This window comes from Rhodobacter capsulatus SB 1003 (assembly GCF_000021865.1).
GTDB classification, from domain to species: Bacteria; Pseudomonadota; Alphaproteobacteria; order Rhodobacterales; family Rhodobacteraceae; genus Rhodobacter; species Rhodobacter capsulatus_B.
Genome location: NC_014034.1, coordinates 721,512 through 745,683 on the forward strand (window position 1 = coordinate 721,512; position 24,172 = coordinate 745,683).

Sequence of the window (24,172 nt, forward strand, 5' to 3'; positions counted from 1 at the left end):
AAGGATCCTTGAATTACTTGCCCTTGGCCGCGGCTTCAAGATAAAGCGCCTGTTCGGCCGTCAGGTGCAGGTGACAGTCGATCGCATATACCATCCGTCGCGGCGAATTGCGATGCGCCATCGCCTCGAAGGTGCAGCGCTTCTCGGCCCAGCTGGCCCAGGCCTTGCGCATCGCCTCGAAATCATCGGTCAGGCGCGGCGCCCCCTCGGCGATCTGTTTCGTATAGGGCACATCAAGCTTTTCCGCCCGCGCCTGCATCGCCGCCTCGGCATCCATCAGCCTGTGCCGCCACCAGCCCACCTCGTCGGTGATGCAGCCCGCCACCAGCGCGGGCTGGGCATCGACCAGATGCGACCGGCAGGCCTCCGAGGATTTGCCGACACAGGCCAGCTGCTCTGCGGGGGTCGTTGCCTGTGCCATGCAGTCGGCGGTCTGGTTGCCCGCCAGCGCCGCGGCCGGAAAGCCAAGCGCGATCAGAAGCGGAAGAGGAAGGACGCGCATCGGGGAACACCTTGTGACAGAACCGGATGCGGGCAGATAAGCGGGCAGGGCAGGGGGTGTCTGTGACGTCGTCACATTCCGCGCGGCGTGGCGTTCACGAAGTCGCGCGTCACTCGCCCACGGGGATGCGCCCCGGCACCGGCTCGGCCACCGTTTCGGCCGGATCCTCGACCGAGGGCAGCATCCAGGTCCAGAGCTTCTGGTCGGGCAGCGGCAGCACCATGAACCAGTGTTCCAGAAGCGCAAGCGCGGTCAGCACGGTCAGCAGCACGAAGCCGATGAAGATGCCGTCGGTCTGCGCATCCGCCGCCCGTTCCATCCAGCAGCCGGTGGCAAAGGTCAGCACGGTGATCGAGACCGGGAACAGGAAGTTCATCCGGGCGTGGCGGAAATGGCTGGCCAGATGGGCCAGCGGTTTCGGCAGGAACTGGGTGTTGATCCGCGGCACGCCCAGGAACAGGTTCAGCTTCGCCGAGACCCGGGCGAAGAACAGCGTCGCGAAGGTCCAGAGGCCGAAGTGATTCTCGCCGGTCCAGACCAGCACCGCGCAGAGGATCAAGGCCGAGATCAGGCCGATTTCATGCCACAGAAGCGTGCCGACCGAGCGGAGGAACCGTTCCGTCATCGAGGCGAAGGGCGGGCAATGATCGCGGTTCGGACCGGCGACGACGCCCGAGAGAAACGCAAGTTCGAACCAGCCCCAGACCGAAACGGCAGAGAGGAAGGCGACATGGGCGCCGCGCACCGAGGTGTCATCGGCGGAATTGGCCATGGCGATATAGCCGCCGATCAGCAGCGGCAGCCCGCCGACGACCGAGCGCATATGCGCCGCCCGGCCCGACAAGTCGGCCCGGCGGATGCGCCACAGGATCGCGCCGGTGGAAAACCACCACACGAAGATCGTCGTCAGCGCCACGAGCCAGGGATTGTTCATGCGCGGCACCCCCGGTGATGGGGGCGCCGCGCTGGACCGGGGGACGCGCCCATCGCCCCGATCCGAACCGCCACGGGGGCGGTAACGCAAGACCCGCAGGGCCACGGCTGCCGCCGCGCCGGGGCGGCGGAATTCGGTCGCACGTGGCTTTTCAAAGCGGGCATGGGTTCCTCACTTCATGTCGAGAATACGCTCGAAGGCGGCCTTGCTGTCGGCGCCAAAGGCGTAAAGTTCGGTGGACCAGCCGGTGGCCGGGTCTTCCATCGCCAGACGGCCGTTGTCATAGCGCACGATCCGCACCGGCGGGTTGTCGGTGATCCGCGCCACGGCGCGCGAGCGGCGCACGGCCGCCGCCATCACATCGACGAAACCGCCTTCGGGCAGATCCAGCAGGATATTGCCCTCGGGGTCGGAGACGGTGGCGTGACGGGCGTCGATATCCTTGAGCACGACCAGCTTTTCGGCGACGACCTTGCCCGGGGCGGGCACGCCTTCGTGCGGGCGCCCGGTCAGCACCGCATAGGTGGTCAGCGCCAGCGACAGAAGCGCGATGCCGATCATCGCCCGCAACAGCGGTTTCGGGATCAGCTCGGCCTCGGGCTTGCCGGGGGTTTTCGTCTCGGGGCGCTGCGGGGCAGGGGAAAGCGGAAGCTGTGCCATCGGGGTCCCCTTATTCCGCCACGGCCAGAGCGGCGCCGGCTTTCGGCGCGGCGACGACCTGCGGTTCGTTCAGTTTCGCCTGCGCGGCCTCGGAGAGGATGCGGGCGACCTTTTCGGCCTCGGGGATGCAGCGGAAGGCGGCCTGCGGCACGCGGAAATGCCAGGGGCGCGCATGCGGCCAGAGCACGCCATAGGACAGGCGCATGTCCGAGCGGTTCTGCAGCGCGATCGTGCCGAAGCCCTTGCGGCCCAGCTTGGCCAGCGACATCGATTCGATCACGGTGAAGGGAATGGTGAAGGTCACCTGCAGCGCGGCGCCGATGCGCAGGATCACGCGGGCCGAGGTGATGGTGTAGATCGCGGCACGGGCCTGCGCGAAGGCGAGCAGAAGCATCAGCCCGTAGACGACAGCGGCCATCAGAAGGAACAGGACGGCGGTGGGCAGCGCCACCCGGGCGCCTTCCTCGTGCCAGTAAAGCGCGGTGCGCCAGGCGGCGACAAACAGCATGATGCCCGTCATCCAGCGGATCTTGAACGCGTCGCGCGCCAGCATCCACATGTCGGGCTTGCCTTGCCAGAGAATCTCCTCGCCTTCCGGCAGGGGAGCGGGGATCCCCGGCTGGGGTTCGAAGTCGAAGTCATGGTCTGACATGCAGACCTCCGTATTCCAGTAGTGCGGTCAGACGGGACGGCGCGGGCGCGCGCCGTCCCCGTAGGCTCGCATCAGAGCGCGTAGGGTTTGACACCCTTGGCGTACATGTAGCCCCCGGCGACATAGGCCGAGATCTTGTCTTCTTCGAGCTTGGTGACCACGTCCGGCGACTTGATGTCGGGGATGGTGTCGAACAGGTCCGAGGTGATCGCGTTGACGCGCACACGATCCGACCAGATCTTCAGCATGGTCATCGGCAGCAGCTTCTTCTTGCCCGAGTTCAGTTCGACCTCGAGATAACGGACCAGCTGCTCGGGGATGTCCACCCACATGTCGACGATCTTGCCGACCACTTCGGTATCCCCCGCCTGCACCGGCATCCCGCGCGGATCGCGACCGGCCGAAACCTTCATCTCGGTCTTGCGCATCGGCTGGATCTTGTTGTGACCATGCGCGTCAACCTCGGGTTCGTCCCGCCGCGGCACCCAGGAAGCCGGGCCCACGCCGTCCAGCATCGGGTTGCCGGTCGGACGGAACGGATAGCCTTCGTTGACCGAGGTGCGCTCGAGCGCGAGGTCGGTGCGACGGTGGGCTTCTTCGTTCTCGACCGAGGGAACGACGATCTTGCGGCCATCGGCCAGATCGAAGGTCTTGGGCGAGGGCACCGGGAACGGGCCCTGGTTGGGCGAGAGCTTGCCGTCGTCGTTTTCGAGCGGATAGCCTTCGCGCATGTTCTCGGTTTGCAGATAGTAGATCAGATAGGCGAGAAACGCCCAGAACGACCAGATTGCAAGACTGGCCAGATCGAAGTCTCCGAAGAAATTGACACCGACCATGTTGGTCCTCCTTTGTCAGGTTGGAAATTCGGCAAGGCCGATCCGAGCCTCGCCGGCTTCCGGCTTCTTGGGGAAAAGGCTGCCGGGGCGAACGAGCGGTCCGAGCACGGCAAGGGTGATGAAGAGCAGTCCGATTTCGGTCACATAGACCACCGTGTAGCCGAGCGCCGGGCTATGGAGTGACCCCAGATACCCCGCTGCGGCGGCGTGGGCAACGAGGTCACGCGTCGCACCCCCGATGAAGACCGCAAGCCCCGCCGCCGTGGCCTGCGCCGCACCCCAGGCGCCGAGCGCGATGCCGGAAGCACCCCGCACGACCACCATCATCGCCACGGTCAGCGTGGCAATTCCGAACATGCCGCTGCCAAGGCCGATGCCCATGGCAGAAGCGAAGAACAGCACCTTGCTGCCGAAAAGCGGCGAGAACAGCACCGCCGTAAAGGCGACGATGCCGACCAGAAGCCCGCGCGCAGCGACGCGATGCGCCACGGCCCCTTGCGAAAGGCGCCGTGCCGACCAGATGAAACCGACAAGCGCGCCAAAGGCCCAGCCCGCGGTGAGCCAGGTCGTCTGCCCCACCTTCAGGCCAAGCACCTGACCGCCATAGGGTTCGAGAAGCACGTCCTGCATCGAAAAGGCAAGCGTGCCGACCATGACCGTGGCCAGAAGCCGCAGGGCGCCGGTCTCGGCCGCCAGAAGCCCCCAGGCCTCGCGGAAGCTTTGCCGCGGGGCTTCGCGTTCGGCCTTGGTCATCGGCCGCATCACTTCCTGTTTCCACAGCGCAATGACGTTCAGAACCAGCGTCATCGCCCCGCAGCCCTGCACGACGCGGATCAGGGTGATCTGGTCGAAGTCGCGCAGCAGCCAGCCGACGATGACGGCGGAAATGCCCATGCCGATCAGGAACATCACGTAAAGCAGCGCCACCACCTGCGGCCGGGTTTCCTCGGTCGCGCGGTCGGCGGCCAGCGCCAGACCCGCGGTCTGCGTCATGTGCATGCCGACGCCCGCCATCAGGAAGGCCACGCCCGCAAAGGCCTCGCCCGCCCAGGCGGGGCCCATGGTCTGATCGCCCGACAGCAGGATCAGCGAGAACGGCATCAGCGCCAGCCCGCCCATCTGCCAGAGCGAACCGAACCACAGATAGGGCACCCGCTTCCAGCCAAGCGCCGAGCGGTAGGTGTCGGAGCGGTGGCCAAGAATGGCGCGGAACGGCGCCACCAGCACCGGGATCGAGATCATCGCGGCGACGACAAGCGCGGGCACGCCCAGCTCCAGGATCATCACCCGGTTGAGCGTGCCCAGAAGCAGCACCTGCGCCATGCCGACGGAAACCTGAAACAGCGACAGCCGCAGCAATTGCCGCAGCGGCAGGGTTTCGGACGCCGCATCGGCGAAGGGCAGCCAGGTCATCGCCAGCGAACCGATCATGCGGCGGGAGAGTATCATGGCCGATACTCCAGGCATTCCGAGATGTAGAAACCGCGCGCGACGCGGTCGATCTTGATCAGGCTGTCGCCCGCATGGCGCTGCAGCTTGTCCAGCGCATGCGGGATCATCACCGGCGAGCGGTTCGAGCGCGGGAAAAGCTTGCCCAGCCACCAGAACGCCATCAGGAAGGCCGTTTTCGGCGCGACGGTGAAGACGATGGCGCTGTGCGTGCGCTTGCCCAGTTCCGTCAGCACCCGGCCGATATCCGGCGCGCGGTAATAGATCAGGCTGTCCATCGCGACGACATAATCGAACTGGCCAAGGGCCGGGTCCGCCATGTCGCCGACATGGAAGCTGACCTTGCCGCGCAGCTCGGGCGGCAGGCGGTCCTTGGCGATGTCGATCAGCTGCGGCGAGATATCCACCGCCACCACATCGGCGCCGCGCCGGGCCAGTTCCACCGTCGTCAGCCCGGTGCCGCAACCCGCATCCATGACGCGGCAGCCGGTCAGATCGTCGGGCAGGCGCGAGAGCATGACGGCGCGCATCGTGTCGCGGCCTTCGCGGACGGTCTGGCGGACCTTGCTCACCTTTTCATCCGCGGTGGTCAGCCGCGCCCAGGCACGGGTCGCGGTGCGGTCGAAATAGTGTTCGACGCGGTTGCGGATCTCTGCGTAATCGGAGGGCATCTCAGTCGAATCCCAGAAGTTCGAAGATATGGCGATCGGTCAGCGGCTCGGGCGTCAGGCCCGGCTCGCCGGTCGAGCGCCAGAGCGTCTCGGCCAGACGGATGTATTCGGCACGCGCCATCACCACATCCTCGGCGTCGTCCATCTCGAAGAGCGTGCGCTTCTTCAGCCGCGACCGGCGGATGCTGTCCAGATCCGGCATATGGGCGATGCGCTTGAAGTTGGCGGCCTCGCAGTAGCGGTCCACCTCGTTCGTCTCGCGCGAGCGGTTCGCCACGCAGCCCGCCAGACGGACCTTGTAGTTCACCGATTTCGCCTGCACCGCCGCGATGATGCGGTTCATCGCATAGATGCTGTCGAAGTCGTTCGCGGTCACGATCAGCGCCCGGTCGGCATGTTGCAGCGGCGCCGCAAAGCCGCCGCAGACAACGTCGCCCAGAACGTCGAAGACCACCACGTCAGTGTCTTCCAGAAGGTGATGCTGCTTGAGCAGTTTCACCGTCTGACCCACCACATAGCCGCCGCAGCCGGTGCCCGCGGGCGGGCCGCCCGCTTCGACGCACATCACGCCGTTGAAGCCTTCGGTCACGTAATCCTCGGGGCGCAGCTCTTCGGGGTGGAAGTTCACCTGCTTGAGGATGTCGATCACGGTTTCCTGCAGCCGACCCGTCAGGGTGAAGGTGCTGTCATGTTTCGGATCGCAGCCGATCTGCAGCACGCGCTTGCCCAGAAGCGAGAACGCGGCCGAGAGGTTCGAGGAAGTCGTCGATTTGCCGATCCCCCCCTTGCCATAGACCGAGAACACGCGCGCGCCGCCGACATCGAGGCCGATGTCTTCGCTGTCGTGCACCTGCACCGAGCCCTCGCCGTCACCGTCGAAGCCCTTCAGGTCGGGAATATCGTCGCGCGGGCTCATGCGGCCCTCCTTTTCGTAGTCGTCCATCTCATTCTGCCGCAACGCCTTCCATCCGGTCTTCGAGCTCGTCCGCCGCGGCTTGCAAAGCCGCCAGCGTCGCCGGATCCGGCTGCCAGTAGTTGCGGTCTGAAGCTTCCAGAAGCCGTTGCGCCATCCGGCTTGACGCAGCCGAGTTCAGGCTGGCCAGACGCTCGCGCATCTCGTCGTCAAGGACAAAGGTTTCCGAAAGCCGTTGATAGACCCAAGGCTCAACCTGCCCTGTCGTGGCGGACCAGCCAAGGGTGTTCGTGACCTGCGCTTCGATCTGCCGCACGCCTTCGGCCCCGTGTTTCAGCAACCCTTCGTAGAATTTCGGGTTGAGCGAGCGGGCCCGGGTTTCCAGCGCGATCTGGTCTTGCAGCGTGCGCACCGTGCCCGCGCCGCGGGTCTGGTCGCCGATATAGACCGGCGTTTCCTTGCCGCCCTGCGCCCGTTTCGTCGCCCGCGCGATGCCGCCCAGCGTGTCGAAATAGTGATCGACGGTGGTCACGCCCAGTTCGACGGATTCAAGGTTCTGATAGGCCAGATCGACCTTGGACAGCACGTTTTGCAGCAGGTTCACCTGTTTCGTCGACTTGCCGTCGCGGCCATAGGCAAAGGACTTGCGGGCCTCATAGGCATCGGCCAGCTCGTCTTCGTCGCCAAACCCGGCCGAGCCGACCAGCGTGTTGACGTTCGAGCCGTAAGCCCCTTCGGCATTCGAGAACACCCGCAGCGAGGCGGTCTCGAAGTCCATTCCGGTGTCCTGCATCGTCGCCAGCACATTGGCGCGGATGAAGTTCTGCGCCAGGGGCTCGTTTTCCGCGCTGGCGCACAGATAGGCGGCCTCGGCCAGAAGCTTCGTCTGCAAGGGCAGCAGGTCGCGGAAGATGCCCGAGAGCGTCATCACCACGTCGATGCGCGGACGGCCCAGTTCCGAAAGCGGGATCAGCTCCGCCCCGGCCAGGCGCCCGTAATTGTCGAACCGCGGCCGCGCGCCCATCAGCGCCAGCGCCTGACCGATCGGACCACCGTCCGACTTGATGTTGTCCGACCCCCACAGAACCAGCGCGATCGAGCGCGGCAGGGTGGGGTGCGTGGCGAGCAACCGCGCCGCCTGCGCCGCGCCGTCCTTGATCGCAAAGGCGGTCGGCATGCGGAACGGGTCGAAGGCGTGGATGTTGCGCCCCGTGGGCAGGATCTCGGGCGAGCGCACCAGATCGCCCCCCGGCACCGGCGGCACGTAGCGGCCATCGAGCGCGTGCAAAAGCCCCGCGATTTCATGCTCTTCCTGCAGAAGCTTGTCCGCCCGCGCACGGTCGGCATTCTCCGGCATCAGGGCCAGCATCTCGGCCCGCGCCTCTGCCGTCATCGGACGGCCGACGACATGCAGGCCTTCGGTGATCAGCGCGCCCTCGGTTTCCAGGAGTTTCTCCCACAGCGTGGAAAGGTCGCTGGCGTCCATGTTCACGCCCTTGGCCTGCTCGCGCACAAGCGCTTCCAGGTCTTCACGCTCGGGCGAGTCGGGCGGCAGGGCGCGCAGACGGCCAAGGCTTTCCTTGATCTCGGCCAGGCCCTTGTACAGCCCCGATTGTGCGAGCGGCGGGGTCAGGTGCGAGACGATCACCGCATTCGAGCGGCGTTTCGCCAGCGTCGCTTCCGACGGGTTGTTGGCGGCATACAGATAGACGTTCGGCAGGTTGCCGATCAGCCGATCCGGCCAGCAGCTTTCGCACATGCCCGCCTGTTTGCCGGGCATGAACTCAAGCGCCCCGTGCATGCCGAAATGCAACAGCGTGTCGGCGGCGAAATCCTCGCGCAGCCAGCGGTAGAAGGCCGCAAAGGCATGGGTCGGCGCGAAGCCTTTCTCAAAAAGGAGCCGCATCGGGTCGCCCTCGTAGCCGAAGACCGGCTGCAGGCCGACGAAGACATTGCCGAACTGACGGCCAAGGACAAACACGTCCCGCCCGTCGGTCTGGTGCTTGCCGGGGGTCGAGCCCCAGGCGGCTTCGATGTCTTTGAGCCATTTCGTGCGGGCGACGAATTCGGCGGCCGGAATCCGGGCCGCGATCTGCGCCGGTTGGCCATGCGTCGTGTTCGGACCGCACAGCACCGCATCGCGCAGCTCCTGCACGCTTTCGGGCAGCTCGCCCATCTGGTAGCCCGAGGCCTTCATCGCGTGCATCACGTTGAAAAGGCTCTCAAAGACCGAGAGATAAGCGGCGGTCCCGGCAGCGCCCGCATTCGGCGGGAAGCCGTAAAGCACGATGCCGACCTTGCGTTCCGCGACCTTCGAGCGGCGCAGCTTCGCCATGCGGACGACCTTGTCCACCAGCGTCTCGATCCGCTCGGGGCAGGGGGCCATGGCGTGGCTTTCGGCTTCCGGATCGGGTTTGCAGCCGCGCGCACAGGTCAGGCAGCCCGCCGGATCATGGCGGCCGGCAAAGACGGTCGGGTTCGTCGCGCCGTCGATTTCCGGCAGCGCGATCAGCATGGTGGTTTCCACCGGGCCGAGCCCGCCGCCCGAGGCCCGCCATTGCCCAAGCGTCTGGAATTCCAGCGGCTGCGCGGTGACGTAAGGCACATCCAGCGCTTTCAGCGTTTCGACCGCCGCATCGCTGTCGTTATAGGCCGGGCCACCCACAAGCGAGAAGCCCGAGAGCGACAGCAGCGTGTCGATCTTGCCGTGCAGGAATTCCTCGATCGCCGGGCGGCCATCCAGCCCCCCGGCAAAGGCGGGCAGAACGGCGACGCCATGCGCCTGCAATTCGCGGATCACCGCATCATAATGCGCGGTGTCCTTGGCGAGGATATAGCTGCGCAGCATCAGGATGCCGATCGTGGCGACCGGGTTTGCGGGTTGCGGCAGCTTGGCGGGATCGGTGGTGATCCGGCCCGGCATGTCGGGGTGATAAAGCCCGACCTCGGGGTAGTCGATCGGCGCCGCCGCCTTGATGCCGCGCCAGTCGCGGTTGTCGGCATAGCGGCCCACCAGATAGCGGACCATCGATTCGATGTTGTCCTCGGACCCGCCCAGCCAATATTGCATGCACAGGAACCAGGCGCGCAGATCCTGCGCCTTGCCCGGGATGAATTTCAGCATCTTGGGGATCGTGCGCAGCATCGACATCTGCTTTTCGGCCGATCCCGCGCCCGGCTCGGACTTGCCGCGCAGCTTTTTCAAAAGCGCCATCGGCCCCGAAGCGGGCTTGGTCATGTCCAGATCGCCCATCTTCGTCAGACGAACGATCTGCGGATCGGCAACCATGCCGACAAAGGCATCCAGATTGTCGCGCACGGCGGTCATCTCGGGCAGGATCGCCTGCAGATGCTCGTCGATGAACAGAAGGTTCGCGACAACGATATTCGCGCCAAGGACGGCCGCTTTCGCAGCCGCCAGCTTGGCCGGGTTTTCCGACCATTCGGCGGCGGCATGGACGGACACATGGATGTCGGGGAAGTCGTGTTGCAGCCGCGGCAGCGCGCGGGCAGCCGGACCGGCGGCATGCTGGTCAAGCGTGATGATCACGACGTTATAGCCGCCCGGACGGTGCGGCGGCAGCGGCATGGTTCCGCTCATCGACTCATCGTGCATAATGGGCCTTGGCCTCATAGAGGGTTTCGACGGTAATGTCGCACACGCCTTTGTGCGCGGCATAAAGTTCGGTGTTGCGCTTGGCCTTGCCCCGGACAAAGAACGGGATCTTGCGCAATTCGCGCTCGGCCTCGGGCATCCAGCGGATTTCACCGCTGGCCTGGGTCACGACTACCGGCGAGGGCGCTGCCGGGGTGTCGGAGGTCGCCGCTGGGGCCAGATCGGCCGGGGCAACAGGGGATTCTTCGCGCGCGACCGCCTTGCCGCCATGATGGCTGGCCCCGGCCGCGTCGTGGAATTCGAAATCTTCGCGGAACATCGTCAGCAGATGTTCCTCAAGGCCCATCACCAGCGGATGCACCCAAGTGTCAAAAAGGACGTTCGCGCCTTCAAAGCCCATTTGCGGGGCGTAGCGGGCGGGGAAGTCCTGCACATGGACGGGCGCCGAGATCACCGCGCAGGGCAGGCCCAGCTTCTTGGCGATGTTGCGTTCCATCTGCGTGCCAAGGATCAGCTCCGGCGCCGCAGCCTCGATCGCCTTTTCGACCTCGAGGTAATCGTCGGTAATGAGCGCCTCGAGCCCGTATTCGGCGGCCGCGGTGCGCAGGGGCCGCGCCATCTCGCGGTTGTAGCAGCCCATGCCGACGACTTCGAAGCCGACTTCCTTGGCGGCGATCCGCGCCGCGGCGATGACATGGGTGCCGTCGCCAAAGATGAAGACGCGCTTGCCGGTGAGGTAAGTGGAGTCGACCGAGGCCGACCACCAGGGTTGCCGCAGCGTCGATTCGTCGGTGACGACGGGCAGGCCGGTGATCTTGCTCACTTCCGCCAGGAAATCGCGGGTGGCGCCAACGCCGATCGGCACGATCTTGGTGAAGGGCTGCTTGCAGGCGCGTTCCAGATGGCGGGCCGCCGATTCCCCGGTTTCGGGATACATCAGCACGTTGAAATGCGCCTGACCGAGCTTGCGCAGATCATCGGGGCTGGCGCCTAAGGGCGCGCAGACATTGACCTTGATCCCCATCGTGGCCAGAAGCTTCGTCACCTCGGCCACGTCGTCGCGATGCCGGAAGCCAAGCGCGGTGGCGCCGAGAAGGTTGCAGGTCACCTCGGGCGTGCGCTCCATCGGCACGGCCAAAGCCCGGACCAGCGCCCGGAAGGTCTCGTCCGCGCCATAGTTTTCCTTGCGCGAATAGCTCGGCAGTTCCAGCGGCACGACCGGCACGGGCAGGTTCAGCGCGCGGGAAATCCCGTTCGGATCGTCTTGCAAGAGTTCCGCCGTGCAGGTCAGCGCCACGGCCATCGCCTGCGGCTTGTAGCGGGCATGGGCGGCGGCCAGCGCGTCTTTCAGCAGAATCGCGGTGTCGGTCCCCATATGGGACGCTTCGAAGGTGGAAAAGCTCACCGGCGGGCGGGCATTGCGGCGCTCGATCATCGTGAAGAGAAGATCGGCGTAAGTGTCGCCTTGGGGGCCGTGCAGCACCAGCTGCAGGTCCTTCATCGCCGTGGCAACACGCATCGCGCCGACATGCGGCGGGCCCTCATAGGTCCAGAGCGTCAGCTTCATGCCGCGCCTCCGTTCAGCAATGCACGACGGCGCAACGGGCGCGAGAACAACCCGGCCAGATCCCCCGCCTGCTCGTAGAAATGCACCGGCGTGAACACCAGTTCGATTGCCCACTTCGTCGCATGACCCTTGGCCTCGAGCGGGTTCGCAAGGCCCAGACCGCAGACGGTCAGATCGGGGTTGATCGCCTCGTGCCGGTCGAGTTGCGCCTCAAGGTCCTGACCCTCGGTCAGCGCGGTGTTCGAAGGCAGAAGCGCCAGATCCGGGGCCATGATCGCCTTGTGCAGGAAGGGGGTGGCGATCTCGGTCGTCTTCATGCCGCATTCGCGCGCGAGGAACCGCGCCAGCGGAATTTCCAGCTGGCTGTCGGGGAACATGAAAAGCGACTTGCCGGTGAGCGTTTCAAGATGCGCGGCAATCGCCTTTTTTGCCCGCGCGCGCGGCGCGGCGGTGACGGCTTCGAATTTTTCAGCCGAAACGCCATAGGCATCGGCCACGGCCTTGAGCCAGAGCGTCGTGCCTTCCTCGCCAAAGGGGAAGGGGGCCGCGATGCGTTTCGCCCCGCGCCGTTCCAGCGCGCCGGTGGTTTCGCCCAGGAAGGGCTGCGCCAGAATGAACCGGGTGTTCGGGCCGACGGCGGGCTCGATGTCGGAGCGCCGCGCGGGCAGCATCCGCACCGGGCCGACGCCCAGCTGGGTCAGAAGCGAGAGGCACTGATCCTCGACCACATCGGGCAGGGCGCCGACGACGATCAGCTCGGCCGCCTCGGTGGTGTCGAGCGTCGGCACCATCGCGGCAAGGCAGGTGTCTTCCCCTTGCGTGAAGGTCGTATCAAGCCCCGAGCCGGTGTAGCTGTAAACCCGCACATGCGGCGCATGAAGGCCGCTCAACCGCTCGGCCGCGCGGTCCAGATCCAGCTTCAGCACTTCCGAGGGGCAGGAGCCGACAAGGAACAGCTGCCGGATATCGGGGCGGCGCTCCAGAAGCTTCGCCACCTCGCGGTCCAGTTCCTTGTGCGCATCGGCGAGCCCCGCCAGATCCTGTTCCTCCAGAACGGCGGTGCCGAAACGCGGCTCGGCAAAGATCATCACGCCCGCGGCGGCCTGCAACAGATGCGCACAGGTGCGCGAGCCGACGACCAGAAAGAAAGCATCCTGCATCTTGCGGTGCAGCCAGACGATCGAGGTCAGGCCGCAAAACACGGCTTTCTGACCACGCTCGCGCCGCACCGGAGAATCGGTGCAGCCGAAAGTCGGCGAATCGAGGCTCATCGCGTCCCCCGTTCCATCACCAGGGTGCCGGCGTCTTCGGAAGCTGCCTGAAGCCGCGCCTGACGCAGTTTCCACAGGAACTGTCCGGCGTTGATGACATAGGTTGCATAGGCAGCCAGCGCGATGAACATCTGCATGTTGTCAGGCTGGCCGGTGAAAAGCGCCCAGAGATAGGCCGTGTGCAGCGCGATCACCCCAAAGGAAAACACGTCTTCCCAAAAGAAGGCGGGGGCGAAAAGATACTGCCCGAACACGACTTTTTCCCAGATCGCTCCGGTCACCATGATCGTGTAAAGCAAAAGCGTCTTGATCAGGATCGAGATCGTCGCAGCCTCGTAACCCTCTCCGGTGAAAAGGAATCTCACCACAAGGACGAGCGAGACACCGAAGGCCAGGAACTGCAGCGGGGCCAGGATGGCCTGCACCAATGTCCACGGCGTCGCGTCCCTGCGGGCGCGTTCTTCCTCGGTGTAGAGTGCTTTTCGCGACGGGTTTTGGGGGGAGTTCGGCATAGTGGCAGCCAGCCTTTCTTCGTGAGCGCACTCTGCCGTAAAACTGGTCTTGTCACGAGAAAGTGTCAATGAAAACTTACACTCAGGGGCGGGACGAAACGCCGCTGCCCTTGCGCGCAAGGGCGCCTTGATGCAGCGGCCCCCCCCCGGCTAAACCGCGGTCACGACTCGTCCGGGCAGAAACCGGGCGGGGCGGGATGCGCCTTTTCTCAACCTGGCCCGTATCTTGCGTCGTGGCGGTGGATCCGTCGCGGATCCGGCCGGTTCGGGGGCGGGAAAGGCGTGTTGATGTGTAATAGATGTGGGTTTATTGACCCATGTCATGTTCCGCGCGCCCGGGATGGGGAACGATCCCGGACGTCGTTGGGTTTCGGGGACTCGAATGCGGGATATAAGTGTTGAACTCGAGCATGGCTCGACGGGATGCCTTGATGGTTTCGTCGGTCTTGCTCTCGAAGCGATCGGGCGGCTTGTCGCGCGGCGCATGAACGGAGTGGCGGAACTGCAGACCGTGCTTGTGAACAGGATGGTCGAACTGGCAACGGGACCGGAGCTTGGCGCGATGGACCTGCTGTTCGACGAATTCCGTGCCGCGCATGTCCCGGTCGAGGAGATGGCCACCCATTACATCCCCGAGGCGGCCCGCCAGATCGGCGCCGCCTGGGACAGCGACCGGATCGGCTTCGCGCAGGTGACGATCGCGATTTCGCGCCTGCAGGAATTGCTGCATGCGCTGCAGACCTTGGTCACGGCCGACTCGGTTGGTTGCGCTAACGGCGCCACCGTCCTTCTGATTGTGCCGCCCGGAGAGCAGCACACGCTGGGCGCGTTGATCGTGGCGATGGAACTCCGCCGCCGGGGGGTCTCGGTACGGATCGTTTTCGCGCCGGGGTTGAGCGATCTGTCACGTTTGATGGCGACAACCCGATTCGATGCCGCTTTGATCACTGTCGGCAGCATGGACAGGGTTGAAATCTGCGCCAAACTTGTCAAAACCCTGTCCAGCCTGACGAAGGGGCGGATGCGGGTTGCGATCGGTGGGGCCATCGTGTCGCAACGCGCCGAAGCACTCGCAAGAACCGGAGCAGATCTGGTGACGAACGATCTTTCGCTCGTCATTTCCGAATTTTCTCTGGTATGACTGAAAACGGTTGTGGGTCGAGGATGACGAGGGAAGGCTGACGAAGAGACACGGGTTGTGGAAAGGTTGCGGCCGTGACATCTGATGGAAGCTTCTTGATGCGACGGGAGGCCTTGCAAAGGGTCTCTCCGGACCTGTTGGCTGACATCGTGACGTCGGCCTGCGATATTGCCCTGGTGGTGTCCCCGGGGCGTGTCGTCGAATCGGTGATGGTCAACCCGCAGTTCGGATCCGCGGAACGCTTCGCGGCCTGGCAGGGGGCGCGGCTGTCGCAGCTTTTCAGCCCCGAAAGCGCGCAGAAGCTGGAGAACCGTCTGGCCGACGGGCCGGAACCCGGCCGGTCGCTGCAGCTTGAACTGACCCATGCCGCCGATGCCTTCACGCTGCCGGTCCGCTACACCATCACCCGCTCGGGCGAGGACGGGACGCTGTTGCTGATCGGGCGCGACATGCAGCCCTTGGCCGAGGTGCAGCAGCAGCTGGTCAAGGCGCAGCTGGCGCTGGAGCGCGATTACGAGGCGCAGCGCGAGATCGAGACCCGCTATCGCGTGCTGCTCGAGGCGCATCCGGCGCCGCTTCTGATCGTGTCGATGTCGACCGGGCGGATCGCCGATCTGAACCTGGCCGCGGCCGCGATGATCGGCGCCACCCGGGCCGAGCTGATCGACGCGCCGGTGGGGCAGGAGCTGGACGGGCGCCGCCGCGGCGAATTCCTGGAAAATCTGGCCAAGATCGCCGGGTCGGATCCGCTGGGCGCGGTCGAGCTGACGATCCGCCGCTCGCGCCGCAAGGTGACGGTGACGGCGACGCTGTTCCGCGCGGCGGGCGACCGGCTGCTGTTGTGCCGTCTGGGCGAGGCCGAGGCCCGGCGCACCCGTGTCGATGACACGGTCGAGCTGAGCGAGCGGCTTTTCCTCAAGGGCATCGATGCGATGGTGTTTCTGGACGCCGACGGCACGATCCGGGCGGCGAACGACGCCTTTCTGTATCTGACCGATGCGGGCTCGGCGGCGCTGGTGCAGGGGCGGTCCTTTGCCGATTTCCTGTCGCGCGGGGCCGTCGACCTCAACGTGCTTTTGGACAACGTCAAGCGCATCGGCCATCTGCGCCATTACGTGACGCGGCTGAACACCGATTTCTCGGGTCAGGTCACGGTCGAGCTGTCGGCGACGCTGTTCCATGACCGCGCGACGCCGACGATCGCGCTGGTCATCCGCGACAGCAACCTGGCCGATGCGACGCGGATCATGCCCGGGATGGCCAGCAACGAGGGGCTGCGCAATGTCATGCAGATGGTCGGCTATGCGACGCTGCGCGACATCGTCTCGGAGACCACCGAGATCATCGAGAAGATGTGCATCGAAACCGCGCTGGAGCTGACCGGCAACAACCGGGTGGCCGCGGCCGAGCTTTTGTCGCTGTCGCGGCAATCGCTTTATGTGAAGCTGCGCAAGTTCGGCCTGTTGTCGAAGGACGCGGAATAGCCTTTTTCCGGTGCCCGTTTCGGGCGAAACGGGAAAGGCACCGCCTTTCCCCGCCCGGACGCGCAACGCCTGCTCCAGGACCGTTTCCACCTGCGTGACAGAGGTCAGCGCCCGTCCCGGCGGGCGAGAAGCGCCCGCCATGGGCGGGGCGGGCGCTGGCCGGTGCCTTTGGGGCACCGGCGGCTGTTGCTGCCGCTGTTTCGCATGGCCGCGTCACCGGCCGCGGCCAAATCTGCGCCGGACCGATCGCCTGGCGGCCGAAATTCCCCATGCCTGATTCACCTTTGCAAATCCGCGCCGCCGCAAGCGCCGCCGGACCGCTTTTCCGGCTCCGGTGTTCCCGCTTTCCCCCCGCCTTTTCCCGGCTGCGCCACCCCGTCGCAGGCCCCGGGGCCCCGGCAGGGGCCTCAAGCAGAATCAAGCAATATCAAAAACTTGCGAGCGCGACTTGCGCCCCGCGACAGGGGTGCGGCAATTTTCTGCATTTGACCTGTGCGATTTAATATGGTTGGGATACATGTCAACTGAGGTTTACACCTACGCCCTGGAGGGTCAGCCATGCGCATCCTTTTCGTCCACCCCAATTACCACTCCGGCGGGGCCGAGATCGCGGGGAACTGGCCCCCGTCGTGGGTCCCCTATCTTGCGGGTCACCTGAAAAAAGCGGGTTTCGACGACATCCATTTCATCGATGCGATGACGCTGAACGTGTCGCATGACGAGCTGCGCAAGAAATTTGCCGAACTCCAGCCCGACCTGATCGGCGTGACCTCGATCACGCCGTCGATCTACGAGGCGGAAGAGACGCTGAAGATCGCCAAGGAAGTCGTGCCGAATGCGGTGCGCGTTCTGGGCGGCGTGCATGCGACCTTCATGTTCCGTCAGGTGCTGTCGGAAGCGCCCTGGGTCGATGCGATCGTCCGCGGCGAGGGCGAAGAAATCATGGTCGAGCTGGCCAAATGCGTCTCCGAGGGCCGCTGGCCGGAAGACCGCGCCTCGATCAAGGGTCTGGCCTTCCATGACGGCACCGAGATCGTGGCGACGCAAGCCGCGCCGACGGTCAAGGACATCGACAGCCTGAAACCCGACTGGTCGCTGATCGACTGGAAACACTACATCTACATCCCGCTGGGCGTGCGCGTGGCGATCCCGAACATGGCGCGGGGCTGCCCCTTCACCTGCTCGTTCTGCTCGCAGTGGAAATTCTGGCGCGATTACCGCGTCCGTTCGCCGAAGGCCGTGGTCGACGAGATCGAAGATCTGGTGAACAACTACGACGTCGGCTTCTTCATCCTCGCCGACGAGGAACCGACGATCAACAAGAAGAAATTCGTCGAATTCTGTCAGGAGATGATCGACCGCGGTCTGAACCACAAGGTCAAATGGGGCATCAACACCCGCGTGACCGACATCTACCGCGACCGCGACCTGCTGAAATTCTACCGTGAGGCGGGCCTTGTCCACATCTCGCTCGGCACCGAAGCCGCGGCGCAGCTGAAGCTCGACCTGTTCAACAAGGAAACCACCGTCGCCGAGAACAAGGAGGCGATCCGCCTTCTGCGCGAGGCCGACATCTTCACCGAAGCGCAGTTCATCGTCGGCCTCGACAACGAGACCAAGGAAACCCTGGAAGAAACCTTCCAGATGGCCTGGGACTGGCAGCCGGACCTGGCGAACTGGTCGATGTACACGCCCTGGCCCTTCACGCCGCTCTTCCAGGAGCTGCGCGATCAGGTCGAGGTCTTCGACTTCTCGAAATACAACTTCGTGACCCCGATCATGAAGCCCAAGGCGCTGACCCGCGGCGAGCTTCTGGACGGCGTGATGAAGAACTACCGCCGCTTCTACATGCGCAAGGCGCTGTTCCACTATCCGTGGCGCGGCACCGGCTTCCGCCGCCGCTATCTGCTCGGCTGCCTCAAGGCCTTCCTCAAGGCCGGGGTGGGGCGCACCTTCTATGACCTCGGCAAGGCCGGCTATTGGGGCCCGCAGACCAAGGATACGGTCGATTTCCACTTCGACGAGACCCGCAAGATCGCCGAGGCGCAGGTCGCCGACTGGGAAGCCGCCGCCGACCGGTCGCGCAAGCACAAGGAACGGCAGGAAGCGCTGCGCGCCCAGATGAAGGACCGCGCCGCCGACCGCAACACCGCGAACTTCGTGATGCCCGCGGATGCGGAAGACGAGTTCGACCTCTCGGCCGAAACGCACGAGGCGCGCAGCGCCGAACATGCGGCGATGGCCTGCGGGGGCGGCAAGGACCAGATGGTCGACGCCGCGGAATAAGAAGGAGTGACGGCCATGAGCGGTGCCGCGCCTGCGCCGCAAGATGACGAGCCCCGGATCGGGCCGAATGCCATCTTGCAAACGATCGGCGTGCTCGACCGCCACCTTGGCCGTGCCGAGCGTGACCGGGTGATGCGGCTGGCGGGCGTGCCCGTCCCGCCGCCTGACTCGGGGATGCTGCCGGAAAGCCAGTGCCGCGCCGTGCATCAGGCGCTGCGCGTCGATCAGGGCGAAGCCGCCGAGGGCCTGTTGTGGCTCTCGGGGCTGGCCACCGGCGACTATATCCTGGCGAACCGGATCCCCGGTTTTGCCAAGGCGATCATCCGCGTGCTGCCCGGGTTTCTGGGCGCGCGCCTTCTGGCGGCGGCGATCACCAAACACGCCTGGACCTTTGTGGGCTCCGGGCGGTTCCGGGTCGAAAGCTTCCGCCCGCTGACCTTCCGCATCGATGACAACCCGCTGCGCGCCGACGCCGCCGAACGCCCCTCGTGCTTCTGGCATGCGGCGGTGTTCGAACGGCTTTTCGGCACGCTTGTCTGGCCCGAGGTGACGGTGGAGGAAATCTCCTGCGCCTCTGTCAGCGGGGGGCCGTGCCTTTTTGTCCTGCATCCGAAGGGCAAGAAAACGGCTATGCCCAGCTCTGTCCACTCCGGCTGAGGCCCCTTCGGGCCCTTGCCGCGCAACTTCCGGTGACCTGACCCCATGAGCGCCCAAGACCTTTCGCCCAGCCGCCGCAGCATTCCCGAACCGCGGGCGATGCTGGAACTGATCAAGCCGGTGACCTGGTTCCCGCCGATGTGGGCCTATCTGTGCGGCGCGGTGTCGTCGAATGTGCCGATCTGGGAGAACAAGGGCGTCGTCGTTCTGGGCATCGTTCTGGCCGGTCCGATCGTCTGCGGCATGTCCCAGGCGGCGAATGACTGGTGCGACCGTCATGTCGACGCGATCAACGAGCCGCACCGGCCGATCCCCTCGGGGCGCATCCCGGGTCTCTGGGGGCTTTATATCGCCATTGCCATGTCGCTTCTGTCGCTGGTTGTCGGCTGGCAGCTGGGCAGCTGGGGCTTTGTCGCGACGCTGCTGGGCGTGGCCGCCGCCTGGGCCTATTCGGTGGAACCGATCCGGCTGAAACGCTCGGGCTGGTGGGGGCCGGGGCTGGTGGGGCTGGCCTATGAGGGGCTGCCCTGGATCACCGGCGCCGCCGTGCTGCTGGCCACTGCCGACACGTCTCCGGGCTTTCCCATCGTGATGATGGCGACGCTTTACGCCCTTGGCGCGCACGGCATCATGACGATCAATGATTTCAAGGCGATCGAGGGTGACCGCAAGCTCGGCATCAAGTCGCTGCCCGCCGTCTACGGCCCCGAGGTCGCGGCGAAGATCGCCTGCACGGTGATGGGGCTGGCGCAGGCGCTGGTCATCACCATGCTCTATCTCTTCTCGAAACCCTACCACGCCACCGCCGTTCTGGTCCTGCTCTGCGGCCAATTCTGGGCGATGTCGGTCTGGATGCGCGACCCCGAGGGCAAGGCGCCCTGGTATAACGGCACCGGCGTGGTGATGTATGTTTCGGGGATGATGATCACCGCCTTCGCGATCCGGGGCTTCACGGTATGACGCTGGGCTGGCTCCAGATTTTCCGGCTGGGGCTGGTGCAGCTGTGCATCGGCGCGGTGGTGGTGCTGACCACCTCGACGCTGAACCGGCTGATGGTGGTGGAACTGGCGCTGCCCGCGGTGCTGCCGGGCGCGCTGGTGGCGCTGCATTACGGGTTGCAGATCGCCCGGCCCGCCTGGGGGCTGCGCTCCGATACCAAGGGCAACCGCACCTTCTTCGTCATCCTCGGCATGGCGGTTCTGGCGCTTGGCGCCTTTCTGGCCGCCGTTGCCGTCGTGCTCTTCCCGCTTGCCTGGGGGCAGGCGCTTTTGCTCTCGGTCTTCGCCTATGTGCTGATCGGCTTCGGCGTCGGCGCCTCGGGCACCTCGCTTCTGGCACTGCTCGCTTCGGCGACAGAGCCGCGCCGCCGCGCCGCCGCCGCCACGATCACCTGGCTTTTGATGATCTTCGGCATCGCCGTCACCGCGGGCACGGTTGGCCATTTCCTCGACCCCTATTCGCCCGAACGCCTGTTGTGGATCGTGGCCATCGTCACCCTTGGCGCCGTGGTGCTGACCACGCTCGCCGTCTGGGGGATCGAACGGCGGCTTGACCATCCGGTCCCCGAGGATACGCCGCCGCGGCTGCTCGAGGGGCTGCGCGAGGTCTGGGCCGAACCGCAGGCCCGCGCCTTCACCTTTTTCCTGTTCCTGTCGATGACCGCCTATTTCCTGCAGGAACTGATCCTGGAACCCTATGCGGGGCTCGTCTTCGGCTTCACCGCCGGGGAGACGACCAAGCTCTCGGGCATGCAGAACGGCGGCGTGTTCTTTGGCATGCTGACGGTGGGCCTTGCGCTCTCGGGGCTGAAGATCGGTTCCTTGCGCGGCTGGGTGGTGACGGGCTGCCTTGGCTCCTCGCTGGCGCTGATGGCGATCGTCGCGCTCGGCCATCTGCCCGGCGCGGCGCTGGTTCCGGCGGTGATCGGGCTTGGCTTCTTCAACGGCATCTTCGCCGTCGCGGCCATCGGCGCGATGATGGCGCTGGCGGGCGAGGGCCGGTCTTCGCGCGAGGGCACGCGGATGGGCCTTTGGGGCGCGGCGCAGGCGATTGCGGCGGGCTTTGGCGGGCTCGTGGGCGCGGGCGCGGCCGATCTGATGCGGCTCTTTCTGCCCGATGCCACGGCATTCGGGCTGGTTTTCGGGGCGCAGGCGCTCCTTTTCATCGTCGCGGCCATGATGGCGACCGGAGTGGTCGCCGCACGGGGCGCGGCACGGGTTCCCACGGTCATGGCGGGTGAATGAAATGAAATACGATGCTTTCGTTGTCGGGGGCGGTCCTGCGGGATCGACGGCGGCATGGGATATGGCCCGCGCGGGTCTCAAGGTGGCCCTGCTCGACCGCGCCGGTCGGATCAAGCCCTGCGGCGGCGCGATCCCGCCGCGGCTGATCCGCGACTTCGACATTCCCGACCATTTGCTGGTGGCGAAAATCACCTCGGCGCGGATGATCTCGCCCACCGGTCGTTTCGTCGACATCCCGATCGAGAACGGCTTCGTCGGCATGGTCGACCGCGAGGATTACGACGAATGGCTGCGCGAGCGCGCGGGCAAGGCGGGGGCCGAGCGTCTCACCGGCACCTGGCTGCGCATTGAACGCGACAGCGGCAAGACCGTGGTGGTGTGGCGCGACAAGGTCACGGGCGAGGAAATGAAGGCCGAGACCCGGGTGGTGATCGGCGCCGATGGCGCAAATTCGCAGGTCCGCAACGAAGTGCCCGCGACGAAGATCCCGCTCGTCTTCGCCTATCACGAGATCATCAAGGCGCCGACGACGGTGGCGAATTACGACCCGACGCGCTGCGATGTTTACTATGACGGCCGGATCAGCCCGGATTTCTACGGCTGGGTCTTCCCGCATGGCAAGACGGCCTCGATCGGCATGGGGACGGAACTGCCCGATGTCAGCCTGAAGGATTGCACGACCCTGCTGCGGCAGATGTCCGGGCTCGACAAGGAAGAGACGATCCGCAAGGAAGGCGCGCCGATCCCGCTGCAGCCGCTCGATGTCTGGGACAATGGCAAGGATGTGGTGCTTTCGGGCGATGCCGCGGGCGTCGTGGCGCCCTCCTCGGGCGAGGGGATCTATTACGCCCATGCCGGTGGCCGCTACGCCGCCGAAGCCGCGATGGCCTTCCTGAAATCGGGCAAACCGGCCGATCTGAAGCTGGCGCGGGCGGGCTTCATGAAAGAGCATGGCACCGTCTTCAAGGTGCTGCGGATGATGCAGGACAAGTATTACCACAGCGATGACCGCCGCGAACGGTTTGTCTCGCTTTGCCATGACGTCGATGTGCAGCGCATGACGTTCGAGAGCTACATGAACAAGAAGATGACCAAGTTCCAGCCGCTGAAGAACCTGAAGATCGGCTTCAAGAACCTCGCGCATCTCTCCGGCCTCGTGCCGCCGCAATGGACCTGACCATGGCCGAGGAGATGATCCCCGCCTGGGTCGAGGGCGTGCTGCAACCCGTCGAGAAGCTGGAGGCCCACCGCAAGGGCCTGCGGCATCTGGCGATTTCGGTCTTCGTGACGCGCGGCAACAAGGTGCTTTTGCAGCAACGCGCGCTGTCGAAATATCACACGCCGGGGCTTTGGGCGAATACCTGCTGCACCCATCCCTATTGGGGCGAGGATGCGCCGACCTGCGCCGCCCGCCGTCTGGGGCAGGAGCTGGGCATCGTCGGGCTGAAGCTGCGCCACATGGGGCAGCTGGAATACCGCGCCGATGTGAACAACGGCATGATCGAGCATGAGGTGGTGGAGGTCTTCACCGCCGAAGCGCCCGAGGGGATCGAGCCGCAACCCGACCCCGAGGAAGTGGCCGATACCGAATGGGTGCGCATCGACGCGCTGCGCTCGGAGATCCACGCCAATCCGGAACGCTTCACGCCCTGGCTCAAGATCTATATCGAGCAGCACCGCGACATGATCTTTCCGCCGGTGACGGCCTGAGATTTCGCCCGGGGCGCGCTTGCGCCTCGGGCGACCCGCCGGGGGCTCCGCCCCCGGACCCCCGGGATATTTGGGGCAAGATGAAATGAATGACTTTCCGTCTGCGGCGGTACAGCCTGTCCCACCCCTGCTTTTCCTTGGCAAAATACGCCGGGGGGTGCGGGGGGCGGAGCCCCCCGCGGGTCGCCTCGGGCCTGCCCGAGGCGAAATCTCACCCCTCGAGCCAGTCCAGAATCATCCCTGAAAGCCCATCCGCGGCAACCTCGTGGATCAGATGCCCGCCGTCGATCCGCCGTAGCGTCGCCATCGGCAGGAACCGCGCCGCATCGGCCGAGACATGGGCGGGCACCGCCCGGTCGCCATTGCCCGCGATCAGGAACACCGGTTTCGCGATCCGGGGCAGGGCGCCGATCAGCGGCCCCAACTCCCATTGCGCCATCATCCGCAGCCCGCCGTCCACATGTTCGGGGGTCTGGATCAGCGCGGTGTAATACGCCTTGCCCGCCGCGTCGATCACCGATCCGGTCATGTCAAGAAGCTGGCCGATCCGTTGCCGGGACGCCCCGAAGCGCGTCACCAAGGGCGCGGTGAAGGGCAGGGCAGCCAGACCCCGCGCCATCATCGGGAAGACCACCCCCGCCACGCCCTCGAAATGATCGAGCGCCGCGTTGATCCCCACCACCCGCGGCACCGGAGTGTCCAGCGCCAGTTGCAGCGCGATGGCGCCGCCCGCGGAATGGCCGATCACCGCGGCAGGCGTGACATTCAGATGCTGGCAGAGCTTCCACAGATCCTCGGCCATCGGTTTCAGGCCAAAGCGATTGCGCGCGGTCGAGCGCGAACAGCCATGCCCCGGCAGATCCGGCACGATCACCCGATAGCGCGCCGAAAGCCCCGGGATCATCTTGCGGAAACTGTGCCCGGAGGCGCCAAGCCCATGCAGCAAAAGCAACACCGGCCCGTCAGCCGGGCCGGTGTCGATCACCCACCAGTCGATGGGCCCGACCCTGCGTCGCGCCGCCGCCGACCGATAGGGCCAGTTCGCCGGCAACGCGCGTGGGTCCATCG

General features: G+C 65.6%; 21 protein-coding genes. 8 read left to right on the top strand and 13 right to left on the bottom strand.

Annotated elements, in window-relative coordinates; translation table 11 throughout:
* Positions 1 to 13: 13 nt before the first annotated feature.
* The 12 genes from RCAP_RS03295 to bchF form a co-directional block, all read right to left on the bottom strand.
* Complete coding sequence (locus RCAP_RS03295; RefSeq protein ID WP_013066399.1) at positions 14 to 502, bottom strand: lysozyme inhibitor LprI family protein; 489 nt, start codon at positions 500 to 502, stop codon at positions 14 to 16.
* A 109-nt stretch (positions 503 to 611) separates the two neighbouring features.
* Entirely contained in the window at positions 612 to 1,436 is an 825-nt protein-coding gene (puhE, locus tag RCAP_RS03300) for a putative photosynthetic complex assembly protein PuhE (RefSeq protein ID WP_013066400.1), read from the bottom strand.
* A 171-nt stretch (positions 1,437 to 1,607) separates the two neighbouring features.
* On the bottom strand, positions 1,608 to 2,096 hold the full coding sequence (gene puhC, locus RCAP_RS03305) for a photosynthetic complex assembly protein PuhC (protein ID WP_013066401.1): 489 nt from the start codon (positions 2,094 to 2,096) through the stop codon (positions 1,608 to 1,610).
* Positions 2,097 to 2,106: 10 nt separating this feature from the next.
* Positions 2,107 to 2,748 (bottom strand): photosynthetic complex putative assembly protein PuhB, encoded by a 642-nt coding sequence (puhB, locus tag RCAP_RS03310; RefSeq protein ID WP_013066402.1) that lies wholly within the window; start codon positions 2,746 to 2,748, stop codon positions 2,107 to 2,109.
* 71 nt (positions 2,749 to 2,819) lie between these two features.
* The gene (gene puhA, locus RCAP_RS03315; protein ID WP_013066403.1) at positions 2,820 to 3,584 is read right to left on the bottom strand and encodes a photosynthetic reaction center subunit H; all 765 of its coding nucleotides are present in this window, start codon (positions 3,582 to 3,584) and stop codon (positions 2,820 to 2,822) included.
* A 15-nt stretch (positions 3,585 to 3,599) separates the two neighbouring features.
* Positions 3,600 to 5,033: a PucC family protein gene (locus tag RCAP_RS03320; protein WP_013066404.1), complete on the bottom strand. Its 1,434-nt coding sequence runs from the start codon at positions 5,031 to 5,033 to the stop codon at positions 3,600 to 3,602.
* Positions 5,030 to 5,704: a magnesium protoporphyrin IX methyltransferase gene (gene bchM, locus RCAP_RS03325; protein ID WP_013066405.1), complete on the bottom strand. Its 675-nt coding sequence runs from the start codon at positions 5,702 to 5,704 to the stop codon at positions 5,030 to 5,032. Before bchM ends, RCAP_RS03320 begins: the two co-directional genes overlap by 4 nt.
* A gap of 1 nt (position 5,705) precedes the next feature.
* Positions 5,706 to 6,620, bottom strand: coding sequence for a ferredoxin:protochlorophyllide reductase (ATP-dependent) iron-sulfur ATP-binding protein (gene bchL, locus RCAP_RS03330; protein ID WP_013066406.1), 915 nt, complete (start codon positions 6,618 to 6,620; stop codon positions 5,706 to 5,708).
* 28 nt (positions 6,621 to 6,648) lie between these two features.
* The gene (locus RCAP_RS03335) at positions 6,649 to 10,218 is read right to left on the bottom strand and encodes a magnesium chelatase subunit H (protein WP_013066407.1); all 3,570 of its coding nucleotides are present in this window, start codon (positions 10,216 to 10,218) and stop codon (positions 6,649 to 6,651) included.
* Positions 10,219 to 10,222: 4 nt separating this feature from the next.
* Complete coding sequence (gene bchB, locus RCAP_RS03340; protein ID WP_013066408.1) at positions 10,223 to 11,800, bottom strand: ferredoxin:protochlorophyllide reductase (ATP-dependent) subunit B; 1,578 nt, start codon at positions 11,798 to 11,800, stop codon at positions 10,223 to 10,225.
* Complete coding sequence (locus tag RCAP_RS03345) at positions 11,797 to 13,071, bottom strand: ferredoxin:protochlorophyllide reductase (ATP-dependent) subunit N (protein WP_013066409.1); 1,275 nt, start codon at positions 13,069 to 13,071, stop codon at positions 11,797 to 11,799. Before RCAP_RS03345 ends, bchB begins: the two co-directional genes overlap by 4 nt.
* Positions 13,068 to 13,583, bottom strand: coding sequence for a 2-vinyl bacteriochlorophyllide hydratase (gene bchF, locus RCAP_RS03350; RefSeq protein ID WP_013066410.1), 516 nt, complete (start codon positions 13,581 to 13,583; stop codon positions 13,068 to 13,070). The genes RCAP_RS03345 and bchF overlap by 4 nt, the downstream gene beginning before the upstream one ends.
* A 382-nt stretch (positions 13,584 to 13,965) precedes the next feature.
* Between bchF and RCAP_RS03355 the strand changes: the two genes are divergently transcribed.
* The 8 genes from RCAP_RS03355 to idi all read left to right on the top strand — a co-directional run bounded on the left by RCAP_RS03355 (position 13,966) and on the right by idi (position 23,104).
* Positions 13,966 to 14,724 (top strand): cobalamin B12-binding domain-containing protein, encoded by a 759-nt coding sequence (locus tag RCAP_RS03355; protein WP_023911020.1) that lies wholly within the window; start codon positions 13,966 to 13,968, stop codon positions 14,722 to 14,724.
* A gap of 98 nt (positions 14,725 to 14,822) precedes the next feature.
* Positions 14,823 to 16,208 carry a transcriptional regulator PpsR gene (gene ppsR, locus RCAP_RS03360; RefSeq protein WP_013066412.1) on the top strand — a complete coding sequence of 462 codons (1,386 nt, stop codon included), beginning with the start codon at positions 14,823 to 14,825 and terminating at the stop codon, positions 16,206 to 16,208.
* Between the two features lie 558 nt (positions 16,209 to 16,766).
* Positions 16,767 to 18,494, top strand: coding sequence for a magnesium-protoporphyrin IX monomethyl ester anaerobic oxidative cyclase (gene bchE / locus RCAP_RS03365; RefSeq protein WP_013066413.1), 1,728 nt, complete (start codon positions 16,767 to 16,769; stop codon positions 18,492 to 18,494).
* 15 nt (positions 18,495 to 18,509) lie between these two features.
* Positions 18,510 to 19,151 carry a bacteriochlorophyll 4-vinyl reductase gene (gene bchJ, locus RCAP_RS03370; RefSeq protein ID WP_013066414.1) on the top strand — a complete coding sequence of 214 codons (642 nt, stop codon included), beginning with the start codon at positions 18,510 to 18,512 and terminating at the stop codon, positions 19,149 to 19,151.
* 45 nt (positions 19,152 to 19,196) lie between these two features.
* Positions 19,197 to 20,111, top strand: a complete 915-nt coding sequence (chlG, locus tag RCAP_RS03375) for a chlorophyll synthase ChlG (RefSeq protein ID WP_013066415.1) — start codon at positions 19,197 to 19,199, stop codon at positions 20,109 to 20,111.
* The gene (locus RCAP_RS03380; RefSeq protein WP_013066416.1) at positions 20,108 to 21,394 is read left to right on the top strand and encodes a BCD family MFS transporter; all 1,287 of its coding nucleotides are present in this window, start codon (positions 20,108 to 20,110) and stop codon (positions 21,392 to 21,394) included. The genes chlG and RCAP_RS03380 overlap by 4 nt, the downstream gene beginning before the upstream one ends.
* 1 nt (position 21,395) lies before the next feature.
* Positions 21,396 to 22,571 (top strand): geranylgeranyl diphosphate reductase, encoded by a 1,176-nt coding sequence (locus RCAP_RS03385; RefSeq protein ID WP_013066417.1) that lies wholly within the window; start codon positions 21,396 to 21,398, stop codon positions 22,569 to 22,571.
* Positions 22,562 to 23,104 (top strand): isopentenyl-diphosphate Delta-isomerase, encoded by a 543-nt coding sequence (gene idi / locus RCAP_RS03390; protein ID WP_013066418.1) that lies wholly within the window; start codon positions 22,562 to 22,564, stop codon positions 23,102 to 23,104. Before RCAP_RS03385 ends, idi begins: the two co-directional genes overlap by 10 nt.
* Positions 23,105 to 23,315: 211 nt before the next feature.
* Here the strand turns inward: idi and bchO are convergent, their stop codons facing one another.
* A complete protein-coding gene (gene bchO / locus RCAP_RS03395) occupies positions 23,316 to 24,170 on the bottom strand; it encodes an alpha/beta fold hydrolase BchO (protein WP_013066419.1) in 855 nt (284 codons plus the stop codon).
* Positions 24,171 to 24,172: the final 2 nt, after the last annotated feature.

What these genes read in the sequence shown, in the direction of transcription:
- RCAP_RS03295 (WP_013066399.1), bottom strand. Translation starts at nt 502, where the DNA reads ATGCGCGTCCTTCCTCTTCCGCTTCTGATCGCGCTTGGCTTTCCGGCC.
- puhE (WP_013066400.1), bottom strand. Translation starts at nt 1,436, where the DNA reads ATGAACAATCCCTGGCTCGTGGCGCTGACGACGATCTTCGTGTGGTGG.
- puhC (WP_013066401.1), bottom strand. Translation starts at nt 2,096, where the DNA reads ATGGCACAGCTTCCGCTTTCCCCTGCCCCGCAGCGCCCCGAGACGAAA.
- puhB (WP_013066402.1), bottom strand. Translation starts at nt 2,748, where the DNA reads ATGTCAGACCATGACTTCGACTTCGAACCCCAGCCGGGGATCCCCGCT.
- puhA (WP_013066403.1), bottom strand. Translation starts at nt 3,584, where the DNA reads ATGGTCGGTGTCAATTTCTTCGGAGACTTCGATCTGGCCAGTCTTGCA.
- RCAP_RS03320 (WP_013066404.1), bottom strand. Translation starts at nt 5,033, where the DNA reads ATGATACTCTCCCGCCGCATGATCGGTTCGCTGGCGATGACCTGGCTG.
- bchM (WP_013066405.1), bottom strand. Translation starts at nt 5,704, where the DNA reads ATGCCCTCCGATTACGCAGAGATCCGCAACCGCGTCGAACACTATTTC.
- bchL (WP_013066406.1), bottom strand. Translation starts at nt 6,620, where the DNA reads ATGAGCCCGCGCGACGATATTCCCGACCTGAAGGGCTTCGACGGTGAC.
- RCAP_RS03335 (WP_013066407.1), bottom strand. Translation starts at nt 10,218, where the DNA reads ATGAGCGGAACCATGCCGCTGCCGCCGCACCGTCCGGGCGGCTATAAC.
- bchB (WP_013066408.1), bottom strand. Translation starts at nt 11,800, where the DNA reads ATGAAGCTGACGCTCTGGACCTATGAGGGCCCGCCGCATGTCGGCGCG.
- RCAP_RS03345 (WP_013066409.1), bottom strand. Translation starts at nt 13,071, where the DNA reads ATGAGCCTCGATTCGCCGACTTTCGGCTGCACCGATTCTCCGGTGCGG.
- bchF (WP_013066410.1), bottom strand. Translation starts at nt 13,583, where the DNA reads ATGCCGAACTCCCCCCAAAACCCGTCGCGAAAAGCACTCTACACCGAG.
- RCAP_RS03355 (WP_023911020.1), top strand. Translation starts at nt 13,966, where the DNA reads ATGCGGGATATAAGTGTTGAACTCGAGCATGGCTCGACGGGATGCCTT.
- ppsR (WP_013066412.1), top strand. Translation starts at nt 14,823, where the DNA reads ATGCGACGGGAGGCCTTGCAAAGGGTCTCTCCGGACCTGTTGGCTGAC.
- bchE (WP_013066413.1), top strand. Translation starts at nt 16,767, where the DNA reads ATGCGCATCCTTTTCGTCCACCCCAATTACCACTCCGGCGGGGCCGAG.
- bchJ (WP_013066414.1), top strand. Translation starts at nt 18,510, where the DNA reads ATGAGCGGTGCCGCGCCTGCGCCGCAAGATGACGAGCCCCGGATCGGG.
- chlG (WP_013066415.1), top strand. Translation starts at nt 19,197, where the DNA reads ATGAGCGCCCAAGACCTTTCGCCCAGCCGCCGCAGCATTCCCGAACCG.
- RCAP_RS03380 (WP_013066416.1), top strand. Translation starts at nt 20,108, where the DNA reads ATGACGCTGGGCTGGCTCCAGATTTTCCGGCTGGGGCTGGTGCAGCTG.
- RCAP_RS03385 (WP_013066417.1), top strand. Translation starts at nt 21,396, where the DNA reads ATGAAATACGATGCTTTCGTTGTCGGGGGCGGTCCTGCGGGATCGACG.
- idi (WP_013066418.1), top strand. Translation starts at nt 22,562, where the DNA reads ATGGACCTGACCATGGCCGAGGAGATGATCCCCGCCTGGGTCGAGGGC.
- bchO (WP_013066419.1), bottom strand. Translation starts at nt 24,170, where the DNA reads ATGGACCCACGCGCGTTGCCGGCGAACTGGCCCTATCGGTCGGCGGCG.